Source organism: Cellulomonas triticagri, from assembly GCF_003696205.1.
Lineage (GTDB): Bacteria > Actinomycetota > Actinomycetes > Actinomycetales > Cellulomonadaceae > Cellulomonas > Cellulomonas triticagri.
This window is the reverse complement of record NZ_RFFI01000106.1, coordinates 1-15,212: the sequence shown is the minus strand read 5'-3', so window position 1 is coordinate 15,212 and position 15,212 is coordinate 1. Positions and strand designations below refer to the sequence as shown.

At 74.9% G+C, this 15,212-nt stretch carries 9 protein-coding genes and 1 tRNA gene; 7 read left to right on the top strand and 3 right to left on the bottom strand.

All coding sequences use genetic code 11. The annotated features are described in order from the left end of the window. Window positions 1-202: SHOCT domain-containing protein (locus tag EBM89_RS16120; RefSeq protein ID WP_147463587.1), on the top strand; the 202-nt coding region annotated here is incomplete at its 5' end. Window positions 203-318: 116 nt separating this feature from the next. Beyond that, window positions 319-1,047 carry a DUF998 domain-containing protein gene (locus tag EBM89_RS16115; protein WP_122150676.1) on the top strand — a complete coding sequence of 243 codons (729 nt, stop codon included), beginning with the start codon at window positions 319-321 and terminating at the stop codon, window positions 1,045-1,047. Between the two features lies 1 nt (window position 1,048). Here EBM89_RS16115 and EBM89_RS16110 read toward each other — a convergent pair whose 3' ends face one another. Further along, window positions 1,049-1,876 (bottom strand): hypothetical protein, encoded by an 828-nt coding sequence (locus EBM89_RS16110; RefSeq protein ID WP_122150675.1) that lies wholly within the window; start codon window positions 1,874-1,876, stop codon window positions 1,049-1,051. Window positions 1,877-2,112: 236 nt separating this feature from the next. Between EBM89_RS16110 and lysX the strand changes: the two genes are divergently transcribed. After that, window positions 2,113-5,469, top strand: coding sequence for a bifunctional lysylphosphatidylglycerol synthetase/lysine--tRNA ligase LysX (gene lysX / locus EBM89_RS16105; protein WP_122150674.1), 3,357 nt, complete (start codon window positions 2,113-2,115; stop codon window positions 5,467-5,469). A gap of 28 nt (window positions 5,470-5,497) precedes the next feature. Here the strand turns inward: lysX and EBM89_RS16100 are convergent, their stop codons facing one another. Next, on the bottom strand, window positions 5,498-6,934 hold the full coding sequence (locus tag EBM89_RS16100; protein ID WP_122150673.1) for a basic amino acid/polyamine antiporter: 1,437 nt from the start codon (window positions 6,932-6,934) through the stop codon (window positions 5,498-5,500). 383 nt (window positions 6,935-7,317) lie between these two features. Here EBM89_RS16100 and EBM89_RS16095 point away from each other — a divergent pair. Next, window positions 7,318-7,390 (top strand) — tRNA-Arg (locus tag EBM89_RS16095). A 221-nt stretch (window positions 7,391-7,611) separates the two neighbouring features. Continuing rightward, window positions 7,612-9,786: a DEAD/DEAH box helicase gene (locus EBM89_RS16090; RefSeq protein ID WP_122150672.1), complete on the top strand. Its 2,175-nt coding sequence runs from the start codon at window positions 7,612-7,614 to the stop codon at window positions 9,784-9,786. 85 nt (window positions 9,787-9,871) lie between these two features. Here the strand turns inward: EBM89_RS16090 and arfA are convergent, their stop codons facing one another. Continuing rightward, a complete protein-coding gene (arfA, locus tag EBM89_RS16085; RefSeq protein WP_122150671.1) occupies window positions 9,872-11,377 on the bottom strand; it encodes an arabinosylfuranosidase ArfA in 1,506 nt (501 codons plus the stop codon). Window positions 11,378-11,527: 150 nt separating this feature from the next. On the opposite strand from arfA, the gene EBM89_RS16080 reads away from it, so the two are divergent. Continuing rightward, on the top strand, window positions 11,528-14,530 hold the full coding sequence (locus tag EBM89_RS16080; protein ID WP_122150670.1) for a glycoside hydrolase family 2 TIM barrel-domain containing protein: 3,003 nt from the start codon (window positions 11,528-11,530) through the stop codon (window positions 14,528-14,530). 193 nt (window positions 14,531-14,723) lie between these two features. Then, the gene (locus EBM89_RS16075) at window positions 14,724-15,026 is read left to right on the top strand and encodes a DUF6191 domain-containing protein (RefSeq protein ID WP_122150669.1); all 303 of its coding nucleotides are present in this window, start codon (window positions 14,724-14,726) and stop codon (window positions 15,024-15,026) included. Window positions 15,027-15,212 lie beyond the last annotated feature (186 nt).

Genomic DNA, 15,212 nt, shown 5'->3' with positions numbered 1-15,212 from the left:
CGCGGACGAGCAGGCGCGGGTCCAGGCGGCCGCGCAGCAGGCCGCGGCGCAGTACGCCCAGCCGGCCCCGGCCCCGGCCGCCGCCCTGCCCGCCGGGGGCGCCGACCTGCTCGGTCAGCTCGAGCGGCTCGGGCAGCTGCACGCCTCGGGGGTCCTGGACGACAGCGAGTTCGCCGCCGCCAAGGCCCGGCTGCTCGGCTGACCCCCGCCGGCGCGCCGAGGGGCCGCAGCCGACGTCCCGACGGCGCGCCGCGTCACCCGCTACCGTCGTCCCGGACGGGTCCGCCGTGGGCGGCGCGCGCACGGGAAGAGGGCTCGATGGCCGCAGACGGCCCGGGAGACGACCGGGAGACGGGCCCCGCCGCGGTGCACCGGGTCGCGTGGGGGCTGCTGCTGCTCGCGGCCGTGGCGTACACCGGGGTGCCGTGGGAGGCGCTGCTGGGGTTCCCGCTGGACCCGGCGGAGGCGTTCCAGTCCGAGCTCGCCGCCGTCGACCAGCCGACCCGCTGGCTGTTCGCGCTGACCGACGGCGTCGCCGGTGTCGCCGCGGTCGTGGCCGCGCTGCTGCTGCGGCGGGGCCGGAGCGGCACCGACACCCTGCTGGAGCGGCTGGTGCCGGTCCCGGTGCTGCTGTACGGCATCGGGACGATCGCCGACGTGCTGAGCCCGCTGCCCTGCGCGCCGTCCGTGGACGCCGGCTGCGCGGAGGCCGACGGGCTGGCGAGCGCGGGGACCGCGCACTCGCTGACGAGCCTGGCGGCGACGACGGGGCTGGTCCTGCTGGCGGCCGTGATCGTGGGGCTGCTGGTCGGGACCCGCCGGCGCGGCGTGCGCGTCGCCCTGGCGTGGTGGGCACCGGTGGTGCTCTACGCCGCGACCAGCCTCGTCTCGGCGGGCCTGTCCGTCGCCGACAACCTCGGGGTCGAGACGGTCGGGACGGGGTGGTGGCAGCGCGCGCAGACCGCGTCGGCCAGCCTGTGCCTGGCGGTGGTGGTCCCGGTGCTGCTCCGGCACCGGCGCGCGGTGCGGCGGCCCGGGGTCGGCTGACTCAGGTCGCGGCCACCGCCGGTCCGGGCGCCTCCTCGGCCGCGCGGTTCGCCGGGCTGAGCGCGAGGACGACGCAGCCGCCGATCGCGAGCACGAGCCCGACGAGGACGCCCGGCAGCATCCCGTTCGCGATGGTGTCGCCGAGGACCAGGACGCCGACCGCGCCGGGCACCACGACCTCGATCACGGAGAGGATCGCGGCGCACGGTCCCACCGCGAGCCGCTCCAGCGCCCGCAGGTTCGCCAGCGCGCCGACGACCCCGCCGACCACGATGCAGACCGTCATCGGCTGCCACACCATCGCCGCGAGGCCGTCGTGGTGGTGGGAGGCGCGCGCCGCGATCGCCGCGGCCGAGAACCCCAGGCCGGCGACCGCCGCCAGCGCCCACCCCGGACCCGTCCGGTACAGCGCGAGCGCGAGCACCACCAGGATCCCGGTCGCGACCAGCATCGTGCGCTCGAAGGCCGCCGGCGGCTCGACCGCCGGCTGCTCGCCCGACCCCAGGCCGATGAGCACGAGCGCCCCGATCACCACGACGACGGCGACGACGTCCTGACGCCGCAGCCGCGCCTTCAGGACGAACCGCGCCCCGACGACCACGACGACCAGCATCGACGCCATGATCGACTGCACGACGAACAGCGGCAGGCTGTCCAGGGCGAGCAGGGACAGCAGGAAGCCCGCCCCGTCGACGGCGAAGGCGGCGACGACCAGCGGGGTGAGGACCACCGCGAGGCCGTGGGCGCGCCGCGTCGCGACCGCCTGCATCAGGGTGCTGGACCCGTACGCGAGCGCGGAGCCGACCGCGCACAGCAGCGAGACGATCACAGGTCGCTCCGATCTGCGCCGCCGGCGTGGCCGGGGCGCGAGGCCGAACTCCGGGCTCCGGGAGGTTCCCCGAGGATCCGTACCGGGAAACTAGCGCACCCCCGCCGCAGCCGTCCCGACCCTGGCGTGACCGGTCGCGGGACCGTTATGTTCCTGAGCACGCGGCCAGCGGCTCCGTGGTCGCCCCAGGGGATGACGAGCACGCGGGACGAGCGCGCTCGGGGAGCGAGGCTCACATGGTCGACGTCGCCCGACCGGCACCCGTCGCGGCTCCGGCCGACCCGGATCCCCCGGTCCCGGACGCGCCCCGCCCCGACGACCGCTGGCCCGACCGGATCGCGTCGCTGATGTTCCTCGCGAGCGCGCTGGTGGTCACGGTCGCGGTCGTGCCGCCGTGGCGGCGCTACTTCGCGGAGCCCGACGACGTGGTCTCGCAGCTGACGCTGCCGGTGATCCCGAACCTCGTCTACGCCGCCCTGCTCGCCACCATCGGGATCGCCCTGCACCGGCGGATGCGCGCCGCCTGGTGGATCCTGCTGATCTGGTGGGCGGTGCTGCCGCAGCTCGGGCGCATCGGCCGCATCCTCGAGGACCGGTCGTGGGCCGACGCCGTCGGCCTCGTGGTCGTGACGGCCGCGATCGTGGTGCTCCTGCGCGTGCGCCGGCAGTTCGCCGCCCGTGCCGTGCGCGGCAGCTTCCTGCGGGCGCTCGCCGTCTTCCTGCTCGGGGGTGCGGTGACGCTCGCCGCCGGGACCGCGCTGGTCCTGCGGTTCGGCACCGAGCAGGCCGAGGGTGACGCCGCGCAGCTCGTGCTCGGCATCATGCTCGGCGACATCGGGGAGCTCGGCGACCCGTCGGGCGCGACCGCGCCGCTGTGGGTCCGGGGCGTGATCAACCTGGTCGCCGCCGCGACGGTCGTGCTCGCCACCGTCCTGCTGTTCCGCTCGCCCGGGTTCACCCGGGCCCTGGACTCGGCCGACGAGGCGCGCGTCCGGACGCTGCTGCGGGAGTTCGGCGGGGAGGACTCGCTCGGGTACTTCGCCACCCGCCGCGACAAGGCCGTGGTCTGGGACAGCGGCGACCCGTCGACGGCGCGCGCCGGCGTCTCGTACCGCGTCGTCGGGTCGGTGTGCCTGGCCAGCGGCAGCCCGGTCGGCGACCCGCAGCACTGGGACGCGGCCATCGAGCAGTGGCGCCGGCTGGCCCGCTCCAACGGCTGGTCGCTCGCGGTCATGGGCGCGAACACGGCCGGTGCGCTCGCGTACGGCGCCGCCGGCCTCACCGCCTGGGAGATCGGCGACGAGGCCATCGTCGACATGCGGGCGTTCACGCTGTCCGGCCCCGGCATGAAGGCCGTCCGGCAGTCCGTGAGCCGGTTGCAGCGCCGGGGGTTCACCACGCGCGTGACCCGGCACGAGGACCTCGACCCGGAGCAGTTCGCGGCCCTCGACGCGGCCGCGGCGCAGTGGCGCGGCGACGGCGGGGACGAGCGCGGCTTCTCCATGGCGCTCGGGCGGCTGGGCGACCGGCTCGACGGCGACTGCGTCCTGGTCGAGGCGTTCGACGACGAGGGTCGGTTGCGGGGCTTCCTCAGCTTCGTGCCCTGGGGGCGCACGGGGGTCTCGCTCGACCTCATGCGGCGCGACCCGTCCGCCGACAACGGCCTCGTCGAGCTCATGGTGGCGTCGCTCGCCGAGCGGGCCGCCGAGTTCGGGGCGGGACGCGTGTCCCTCAACTTCGCGATGTTCCGCGAGGCGTTCGCCCGCGGCGCCGAGGTCGGCGCCGGGCCCATCGCGCGGCTGTGGCGGCAGTCGCTCGTGCTCGCCAGCCGGAACTGGCAGCTCGAGTCGCTGTACCGGTCCAACGCCAAGTACCAGCCCGAGTGGCAGCCGCGGTTCATCTGCTTCGAGTACACCTCGGACCTGCCGCGCGTCGGCACCGCCGCCGGCAGCGCCGAGGGGTTCCTCACCCGCCCCTCCCTGCGGCTGCTCACCCGGCGTGGGCGCGACGGCGACCCGCTCGCGCACGCGAGCGCGGCCTACGCGGCGGCCGTCGAGGCGCAGATCCCCGCCGCTCCCGACGCCGTCGAGGAGGCGATGGCCGCGCACCGGCTGCCCGAGCAGCAGCGCGTCCGCCGGGCCAAGGTCGAGCGCCTGCGCGCCCGGGGCGTCGACCCGTACCCCGTGACCTCCCCGCGCACGCACACGCTCGCCGCGGTGCGCGCCGAGGCGGGGGACCTGCCGCCCGGCACCGCGACCGGGCAGCACGTCTCCGTCACGGGCCGGCTGATCCGCAAGCGCGACGGCGGTCGCCTGGGCTTCGGGACGCTGCGTGACGGCAGCGGCGACCTGCAGGTCATGGTCGCGGCCGACGGCGTCGACGCCGCCGACCTGGACCTCTGGCGCCACGACGTCGACCTCGGCGACCACCTCGGGGTCACGGGGGAGGTCGTCACCACCCGGCGCGGCGAGCTGTCGGTGCGCGCGACGTCGCTGCGGATCACGAGCAAGTCCCTGCGCCCGCTGCCGGACAAGCACAAGGGGCTCACCGACCCGGAGGCGCGCATCCGGGCCCGGTACGTCGACCTGATCGTCCGCCAGGAGGCGCGGGACATCGCGTACCAGCGCGCCGCCGTCGTGCGCAGCCTGCGCGACTCGCTGCACGCCCGCGGGTTCACCGAGGTCGAGACGCCCGTGCTGCAGAGCATCCACGGCGGGGCCAACGCGCGGCCGTTCGAGACCCACATCAACGCCTACGACATGGACCTGTACCTGCGGATCGCGACCGAGCTGCACCTCAAGCGGCTCGTCGTCGGCGGCATGGAGAAGGTGTTCGAGATCGGCCGACAGTTCCGCAACGAGGGCGTCGACTTCAAGCACAACCCGGAGTTCACCTCGCTCGAGGTCTACGAGACCTACGGCGACTACGACACCATGCGGCTGCTGACGCAGCAGATGATCCAGGACGCCGCCGTGGCGATCTACGGGGCCCCGGTCGCGCGCCGCGTGGACGCCGAGGGCCGGGTCACCGAGTACGACCTGTCCGGGACGTGGCCCGTCCGGACGGTCTGCCAGGCCGTCTCGGAGAAGCTCGGCGAGGAGGTCACGGCGGACACGCCCGTGCGGGACCTGCTCCGCCACGCGGACCGCATCGGGCTCGACCTGGACCCGCGCGCCACGTGGGGCGTCGCCCTGGAGGAGATCTACGGCGAGCTGTGCGAGAAGACCACGACGACGCCGGTGTTCTACACCGACTTCCCGAAGGAGAACGCCCCGCTCACCCGCCAGCACCGCGACGACCCGCGCCTCGCCGAGAAGTGGGACCTCGTGATCTTCGCGGCCGAGCAGGGGACCGCCTACTCCGAGCTCGTCGACCCCCTGGAGCAGCGGCGCCGCCTGGTCGCCCAGTCGCTGCTCGCCGCGGCGGGGGACCCCGAGGCGATGCAGGTGGACGAGGACTTCCTCGCCGCGCTCGAGTACGCGATGCCGCCCACCGGGGGGATGGGCCTGGGGGTCGACCGGCTGGTCATGAACCTCACGGGGCTGAGCATCCGGGACACGATCCTGTTCCCCCTGAGCCGGCCCGCCCGCTGACCCCGCTGCGGCCCCGCCCGGGGCGGCGTCACCCGACCTCGACGACCCCGGTGGCCAGCAGCCCGACCGCTGCGACGGCTGCCGTCACGACGACCCCGCAGACGACCCGCTCCGGCCGGGTCAGCGCCCGCTCGCCCCGCGACCGGCGCGCCGCCACGAACAGCACCGTCGCCGGCGCGTAGATCACGGCCGACATCAGCACGTACCGCGGCCCGGCGCCGTAGAACAGGAACGCCGTGTACGCGACGGCCAGCACCGCGACGACGAGCAGGCCGGTCCGGCGGGCGGGGGCGGCCAGCGCCTCCTGGACCGCGAACCCGGCGCTCAGCAGGTACGGCACGAGGACCATCGACGTGGTGAGCGCGACCGCCGCGTCGAAGGCGTCCTCGGCGAGCAGGGCGAGCAGCAGGAACACCTGCACGGTCGCGTTCGTCAGCACCAGCGCCCCGACGGGCGCCTTCCGGGCGTTCTCCCGGGCGAACCAGGCGGGCAGGTCGCCCTCGTGGGCGGCGTTCACGACCACCTCCGCGGCCATGAGCGACCACGCGAGGTACGCCCCGAGGACCGACACCAGCAGCCCCACGGCGACCAGCACCGCGCCCCACTCCCCGACGACGTGCGTGAGCACGCCGGCCACGGACGGCTGCTCGAGCGCGGCGATCTCGGCCATCGGCAGGACGCCGTACCCGACCATCGCCACGAGCACGAACAGCACCAGCACCGACAGGAACCCGGTGATCGTCGCCCACCCGACGTCGCGGCGCCGCCGCGCGTACCGCGAGTAGGTGTTCGCGCCCTCGACCCCGATGAACACGAACACCGTGACCGCGATCGTCCCGGACAGCTGCGCCGGGATCGACCCGCCGTCGAGGTCCGAGACCAGGTTGTCGGCGAAGACCGCCGGGTCGAAGGCGGACCCCACGATCACCACGAACACCAGGAGCGGCACCAGCTTGGCGACCGTGACGACCCGGTTCAGGGCCGTCGCCGAGTGGACGCCGCGCGCGATCAGGACGTGGAAGAACCACAGCCCCGCCGACGACGCGGCAACGGCCGCCACGGTGCTGCCGCCCCGCAGGGCCGGGACCCACTCGCCGATCGTCGACATGACGAGCGTCCAGTAGACGACGTTGCCGAGGACCGCGACGGCCCAGTACCCGATCATCGACAGGAACCCCGCGTACCGGCCGAAGCCCGCGCGCGCGTAGGCGTACACGCCGGCGTCCAGGTCGGGGCGGCGCTCCGACAGCCGCTGGAAGACGACCGCCAGCGTGAGCATGCCGGCACCGGCGAGGGTCCAGGCGATCGCGGCTCCGACCACACCCGTGGACCGCGCGAACTCCCCGGGCAGGGAGAACACTCCGCCGCCCACCATCGTCCCGACCGTCAGCGCGGCCAGCGTCCACCGGGACAGCGTGCGGCCGACCGCCTGCCCCGGCGGCGACTCCCGCACGTCGGCGGTCATCGGCGGGGCGGCGTCAGCCCGCGGTGGCGGGCGCAGGCGCTGGCGCGGACGTCATCGCTCATCGCGTCCCCCGTGGTCCCGAGCGAGCTCGGCACCGGCCCCCCGGCGTCGAGGTGGTGCGTCCCGCCGAGACCGGCGGGGTCGTGGCACAGGTGCCACCTGTGCGGCGGCTGTGCGGCGAACGTAGCGCAGGGCCCGGTGCGCGCTCAAGGACGGGGCGCCCTTCGTGCGGGGCGCCGGTGCGCACCCCCGAGGCGCGCACCGGTACGCTGGACCCGCGCCGACCGGACCACGCAGGCCCGGACGGCGCCGCACGGGCCCGCCGCGCAGGCGGATCGGCGCTCCCGGACGAGTCCTCGGACCGTGTCCGGCCCGGGGCCCGCGCGCCTGTAGCTCAGTGGATAGAGCACCGCTCTCCTAAAGCGGGTGTCGGCAGTTCGAGTCTGCCCAGGCGCACAGCGTTCTCGCGCACCTCGGGTCGGACGACCCGGTCCGGGTGACCCCAGGGGCGGGGTCGGGCCGGGGTCGATGCCCGTGCGCGCCGTCCGGGGGCGGGCCTGTGCTCGTCGTGCGTCCGGGCGTGCGCCGGCCGTCCGGCGGGCCTCGGGCCCGCGCGGGCCGTGCGGGACGCTGCGCCGCTGCCAGCGGCGTGCAGCAGGACTTCGGAGGAGGAACCAGTGGCACGAGCAGGTCGAGGTCGCGGGAGCGACGCGGGGCGTTCCGGTCCCGCTGCCCAGCGGCGCCGCACCTCGCGTCCCGCCGCGCAGCAGCAGGGGATCATCCCCGTGCTCGCGGCGGCCGCCCACGACGTCGACGGGGCCGTGAAGCGCCCGCCGACCCGCCCGGCGGTGCGCACCCGGTTCCAGGTGGTGTCCCTGCTGGTCCGCGAGGAGCGCGCCCGCGTGCTCGCGGACCCGGGGCTGTCGACGGCGAAGCGGGCCGAGCAGCTCAAGCGCCTCGACGGCGTCGCGACGCTGCTCGCCAAGATCGCCGTGCGCGACACCTCGCTGCTCGCCCTGCTCGCCGAGGACGCCCGCGTGTCGGACGCGGCGCGCGCCCTCAAGGCCGACCTCATGCGCGCCGGGGGCCTGGAGCCGCCGGAGGAGCCCGAGCCGGAGCCCGCCGCCCCGACGACGACCACCAGCACGACGACGGGGTCCGCGCCGAGGCAGGTCGTCCCGCAGTCCGTGATCTCCCGCCGGATGGCGAACCCGTTCCTCGCCCCCGACTTCGAGGCCGCCGCCGCGCGGGTGCAGACCAAGGCCCGCCGCCTGGCCGGCTGGGAGCTGCTGGAGCCGCTGTTCCGGTCCTTCGAGCGCGACGCCCCCGGCGCCCCCGCGTGCATGCCGCTGCCCGCCGTCGGCGCCGCGGCCACCACGTCCGGCCGGTCGCTGATGCCGCACCAGGCGCAGGTCGTCGCCGCGGCCGCGGGCGGGCACCGCACGTTCCTGCTCGCCGACGAGCCCGGCCTCGGCAAGACCGCGCAGGCCCTGCTGGCCGCGCAGGCCGCCGACGCGTTCCCGCTGCTGGTCGTCGTCCCCAACGTCGTCAAGACGAGCTGGGCGCACGAGGTCGGGCTGTGGACGCCGTTCCGGCAGGCCACCGTCGTGCACGGCGACGGCGACCGGGTCGACGCGTTCGCCGACGTCGTCATCGTGAACTACGAGATCCTCGACCGGCACGCCGGGTGGCTCGGCGACTTCGGGTTCCGCGGCATGGTCGTGGACGAGGCGCACTTCATCAAGAACAAGTCCTCGCAGCGCTCGCAGCACGTGCTCGCGCTGTCCCAGAAGATCCGCGACCGGGTCGGGCGGCCGCTGCTCATGGCGCTCACCGGCACGCCGCTGGTCAACGACATCGAGGACTTCCGGGCGATCTGGCAGCTGCTCGGCTGGATCGACGACACCAAGCCGCTGGGCGCGCTGCTCACCGCGCTGGAGGACTCCGGCCTCACGCCCGCCGACCCCGGGTTCGCGTCCGTCGCGCGCTCGGCCGTCGTCGACATGGGCATCGTGCGGCGCCGCAAGGTCGACGTCGTCGCCGACATCCCCGCCCGCCGCGTCGCGGACCTCCCGGTCGAGCTCGACGGCGCGGTCGGCCGCTCCATCCGCGCGGCGGAGACGGCGCTCGCCGAGCGGCTGCTCGGCCGCTACCGCGCCGCGCTCGAGGCCCGCGGCGACGACACCTCGTTCGGTGCCGCCGTCGACCTCGACCTCGCGCGCCGGGTCGCCGCCGCGGAGCTCAAGGACTCCAGCTCCAAGGCCAAGGGCGAGAACGTGTTCACCATGGTCCGGCGGATCGGCCAGGCCAAGGCCGGGCTCGCCGCGGACTACGCCGCGCAGCTGGCCCGCAACGTCGGCAAGGTCGTGTTCTTCGCCAAGCACGTCGACGTCATGGACGCCGCCGAGCAGACCTTCGCCGAGCGCGGCATCCGGTACGCCTCGATCCGCGGCGACCAGACCCCGAAGGTCCGCGAGAAGAACATCACCGCGTTCGTCGAGGACCCGGACGTGCAGATCGTGGTCTGCTCGCTCACCGCGGCGGGCGTCGGCCTCAACCTGCAGGTCGCGTCCAACCTGGTGCTCGCCGAGCTGTCCTGGACCAACGCCGAGCAGACCCAGGCCATCGACCGCATCCACCGCATCGGGCAGTCCGAGCCGGTCACCGCGTGGCGGATCATCGCCGCGCAGACCATCGACGCGAAGATCGCGGCGCTCATCGACAGCAAGTCCGGCCTCGCGGCCCGCGCGCTGGACGGCGCCACGGAGGAGGACTCGGCCGCGTCGGCGGACGTCCAGCTCGACGCGCTGGTCGGCCTCCTCACGGACGTCCTGGCGGCCGAGCGCCCCTGACGCCGGGCACGACGACGCCCCACGATCCCCGTGCCGCCACCCGCTCGTCGGGAGGTGCGGTCCGAGGATCGTGGGGCGCTATCGCTTACGCCCGCAGGCGCAGGACCGACCAGCTCACCGCCGGGAGGTCGACGACCAGGACGCCGTCCTCGACGCGCGCGGTCGCGTTGGCGGTCGGGAGGACCGTCTCGGCGTCGGCCTCCGTCGCGCGCCAGTGCACGTCGTCGTGCGCGTAGGTCAGCGCCTCCACGAGCGCCGGGGCCCCGGTCCCGCGCAGGTCGACCCGCAGCGTCGTCGGCCCGTCGACCGCCCGGTTCACGGCGAACACCGCGACCTCGCCGGTCTCGGCGTCGTGCGTCGCGACCGCGTCCACGAGGGCCGACGTCCCGAAGCGGGCGTTCTCGTACGTCGGCGCGTCGATCGCGACCCGGAGCACCTGGCCGCGGGCGTACCGCGACGTCAGCGCGAACGGGTGGAACGTCGTCTGCCGCCAGGCCGCGCCGCCGGGCTCGGTCATGATCGGCGCGAGCGCGTTGACGAGCTGCGCCTGGCTGGCGGAGTGCACCCGGTCGGAGTTCCGCAGCAGCGAGATCAGCAGGTTCCCCACGACGACCGCGTCCGCGACGGTGTAGACGTCCTCCTCCAGGCGCGGGGCGACGGGCCAGTCCTCGCCCTTCGGGAGCTTCGACTCGTCCTCGTGGTACCAGACGTTCCACTCGTCGAACGAGATGCCGATCTTCTTCGTCGACTTGCGGGCGGCCCCGACGGCGTCGGCGGTCGCGGCGACGGACGCGACGAAGTGGTCCATGTCCTGCGCGGACGCGAGGAACGACCCGAGGTCGCCGTTCTGCTCCCGGTAGTAGGCGTGCGCGGAGATCATGTCGACCTGGTCGTAGGCCTCCTCGAGCACCTCGCGCTCCCAGTCACCGAAGGTCGGCATGCCGGACGATGAGGAGCCGCAGGCGACGAGCGTGAGGTCCGGGAACATCTGGCGCATGCCGCGGGCCGTCTCCGCGGCCAGCCGCCCGTACTCGCGGGCGGTCTTGTGGCCGAGCTGCCAGGGGCCGTCCATCTCGTTGCCGAGGCACCAGAACGTGATGCCGAACGGCTCGTCGGCGCCGTTGGCGCGGCGCTGCTCGGCGCGGGCGGTGCCGCGGCGCTGGTTGCTGTACTCCAGCAGGTCGAGGGCCTCGGGCAGCCCGCGGGTGCCGAGGTTGACGGCCATCATCGGCTCGACCCCGGCGACCTGGGTCCAGGTCATGAACTCGTGCAGCCCGAACGCGTTCGTCTCGGTGGAGTGCCACGCGAGGTCGAGCCGCTCCGGCCGCTCGGACACGGGGCCGACGCCGTCCTCCCAGTTGTACCCGGACACGAAGTTGCCGCCGGGGTAGCGGACGGTGCTGACGCCCATCTCGCGGGCGAGCGCGAGGACGTCGCCGCGGAACCCGTGCTCGTCGGCGGTGGGGTGCCCGGGCTCGTAGATGCCGGTGTAGACGCACCGGCCGAGGTGCTCCACGAAGGTGCCGAAGGTGCCGCGGCGCACCGGGGCGATCGTGAAGGCGGGGTCGATGACGACGGTGGCGGAGTGCATGGGGAAGACCCTTCGTCCCGGGACCGCACGAGGCGGCGTTCAGCGTTGAACCATGGCAGCGCCGCCGACTATAGTCCATCGTTGAACTAGGCCGACGACGCCCTGTGCTGGCGTTCCCGGCGGACCGTGCCCCACCCTGGAGGAGTGCCCGTGACCAGCCACGAGACCGTCAGCCCGCCGACCGGGGTCCTGCCCGCCCGGTTCCGCCCGCCGACCGGGTCCTCCGACGCCCGCACGCTCAGCCTCGACGGGCCGTGGCGGTTCCGGCTGTCGCCCACCGCCCGCACCGGCGTCGAGCGCTCCGACTCGGGGGAGGGCTGGGACCAGATCGAGGTCCCCGGGCACTGGCAGCTCGCGCAGGCCCCGGACGCGTGGCCCTACGGCACCCCGGCGTACTCGAACAAGCTGTTCCCGTTCCCCATCGACCCGCCGCACGTGCCCGACGAGAACCCCACCGGCGAGTACCGCCGCACCGTCACGCTCCCCGCGGACTGGCCGACCACCGGGCGGACGTCCCTGCGGTTCGAGGGCGTCGACTCCTGGTTCGAGGTCGCCGTCAACGGCGAGGTCGTCGCCGTGTCGCACGGCTCGCGCCTGCCCACCGAGATCGACCTCACCGACGTGCTGCGCCCCGGCGAGAACCTGCTCGCCGTCCGCGTCACCCAGTGGTCCGCGTACTCCTACGTCGAGGACCAGGACCAGTGGTGGCTGTCGGGCATCTTCCGCTCCGTCACCCTGGAGCACCGGCCGGAGGCGGGCATCGGGCACGCCGCCGTCACCGCCGGTTACGACGCCGCGAGCGGCGTCGGGACGATCCTCGTCGATGTCGAGGGCGCAGCCCCGGGCACGCGCGTGTCCGTGCCCGAGCTCGGGCTGAACCTCGCGCCCGGCGAGTCCGCGTCCGTCCCGGTGGAGCCGTGGAGCGCCGAGCGTCCTCGTCTGTACGAGGTCGTGGTCACGGCGCCCGGGGAGCGCGTGGTCCTGCACGCCGGGTTCCGCAGCATCGCCATCCGGGACGGCGTCTTCCTGGTCAACGACGCGCCGGTGAAGCTCCGCGGCGTCAACCGCCACGAGTTCGACCCGCTGCGCGGGCGCACCGTCAGCCCCGCGCTGATGGAGGAGGACGTGCTGCTGATGAAGCGGCACCACGTCAACGCCGTGCGCACCAGCCACTACCCGCCGCACCCGCACTTCCTCGACCTGTGCGACCGGTACGGCCTCTACGTCATCGACGAGAACGACCTCGAGACGCACGGGTTCGAGGACGAGCGCGGCTGGGAGGGCAACCCCGTCGACGACCCCGCCTGGACCGACGTCCTCGTGGACCGCGTCACCCGCATGGTCCGCCGCGACGCCCACCACCCGAGCATCGTCCTGTGGTCGCTCGGCAACGAGGCGGGCGCGGGCCGCAACATCGGGGCGATGGCGGCGGCGATCCGCGCGCTCGACCGGACCCGCCCGATCCACTACGAGGGCGACTGGTCCTCCGACGACGTCGACGTGTACTCCCGCATGTACGCGACCAGCGAGCACACCGCGCTGATCGGCCAGGGGATCGAGCCGCCGCTCGCCCGCGCCGAGGCCGACGCGCGCCGCCGGCTGATGCCGTTCCTGCAGTGCGAGTACGCGCACGCCATGGGCAACGGCCCCGGCGGCCTCACCGACTACGACGACCTCTTCGACGCGCACCCGCGCCTCATGGGCGGGTTCATCTGGGAGTGGATCGACCACGGCCTGTCCCGGCGGGACGCCGACGGCACCCTGTTCTCCGCGTACGGCGGCGACTTCGGGGAGGCGTTCCACGACGGCACGTTCGTCGCGGACGGCCTCGTGCTGCCCGACCGCACCCCGTCGCCGTCCCTGCGGGAGGTCGCCGCGGTGTTCGCGCCGGTGCGGCTCGACGTCGTCCCGGCCGGCGACGCGATCCTCGTGCGCAACCGGTACGCGTTCCGGGACACCGCGCACGTGACGTTCGCGTGGACGCTGCACCACGGGGACGACGTCCTCGCGGACGGCGTGCTCGACCTGGGCGCGCTGGCGCCGGGGGCGACGGTCACGGTCGCGCCGCCCGCCGGGCTGCCGCTGCCCGCCGCCGACCACACCCCGACCTGGTGGACCCTGCGCGCGGTGCAGGAGAAGGCCGACGCGCTGGACGCCCCGTGGTTCGACGGGCGCGACGACGCCGCGGCCGACGGGTCCTTCGTGATCGCGACCGGGCAGGTCGCGGTGGTGCCCGCGGTGGCGCTCGCCGTGCCCTCGGCGGCGCCGATCCGTGGGTCCGTCGAGGCGGACGGGTCGTTCACCGTGGGGTCCGCGCGGTTCGACGCCGTGGGGACGCTGCTGTCGCTGGGCGGCCGCCGGGTCGAGGGGCTGCGGGTCGACGCATGGCGTGCGCCCACGGACAACGACCGCCGCTCGGGCATGTGGACCGGGCCGTCCGACCAGACCGTCTGGCAGGAGTCCGGGCTGCACCTGCTGGCCGAGCGCAAGATCTCCGCGACGCTCGACGCGTCCGGCGCCCTCGTGGTCGAGGCCCGCACGGCCGGGCCGCGCACCCGCAACGGGTTCCGCACCACCTACACCTGGACGGCCGCCGCCGACGGGTCCGTGGACCTGCGGGCGCGCATCGTCCCCGAGGGTCGCTGGGACGGGACCGTCGCGCGCCTCGGGCTGCTGCTCACCCTCGCGGAGGAGCACGCGGCGGACGTCGACGTCACCTGGACCGGCCTCGGGCCCGACGAGTCCTACGCCGACTCGAGGAAGGCCGCCGTCGGGGGCACCTACCGGCACACGGTCGCCGACCTCGGGACCCGGTACACGCACCCGCAGGAGAACGGCGCGCGGCGGGGCGTCACCCACGCGGCGCTGCGGTTCGCCGACGGTTCGGGGTTGGTGCTCGACGCCGGACCGACCGTGTACGGCGGGGTCCCGCGCGCGGGCGTCGAGCTCTCCCTGCGCCCCTGGTCGGATCAGGCGCTGGACCGGGCGGCGCACCCGCACGAGCTCGTCCCCGACGGGCTGCTGCACGTCCACCTCGACGCGGCCCAGCACGGCCTCGGCAGCGCTGCGTGCGGCCCGGGCGTCCTCCCGAACGCGGCCCTGCACCCTGCCCCCGCGGACCTCACGCTCCGCTTCACCCCGAGCGCGGGATAGCGCCGAACGGTCAGCAGGTGTGGGTTTCCAGGCCCGGATCCCCGCACCTGCTGACCACTCGACGCCGGCGCGCGCGGGGTCAGCGCGCGGGTTAGGGGAGAGGTGCGGGTGCGGAGTTCGCTCGCGTGCGTAGGTGCGGGCGCGGGCGGGATCAGGACGCGCTCCGCCGGGGGCCCGGTGTCAGACTGGCGGGGTGGACGTCACGGGGTGGGTCGTCGTCGGCGCGGCCGTCGTGGTGGGGCTGGTCGTGCTCGACCGGCTTGTTGCGCACGGGGTGCTCGACCGGCGGCGTCCGCGCCCGCGCGCGCCCCGGCCCGAGGGTGGTTCGGGCGCGAGCGGGGCGCTGGGCGAGCTGATCGACGTGTTCCAGCCGAGCAACACCCACGTCACCGAGGAGCGGGAGCGCCAGCGGCACGACCGCCAGCACGCGGGCGACGCCGCACCCCCGGTCGACCTCGACGCGAACACCGCCCACCTGGACCCACCCACCCGCTGACCCCGCCGCGCGCGCACGGGGGCGCGCGCCGAACGGTCAGCAGGTGCGGGTTTCCGGGCCCTTGGCGTCAGGTGGTTGTTGCAACGTGGTCCTCATCGAGAGGGTGCGTGGCATGGCTGGTGCGAGGTTGACGCTGCAGGAGCGGGCGCAGATCGAGGTGTTGTTCGGTCAGGGGCTGTCTTTCCC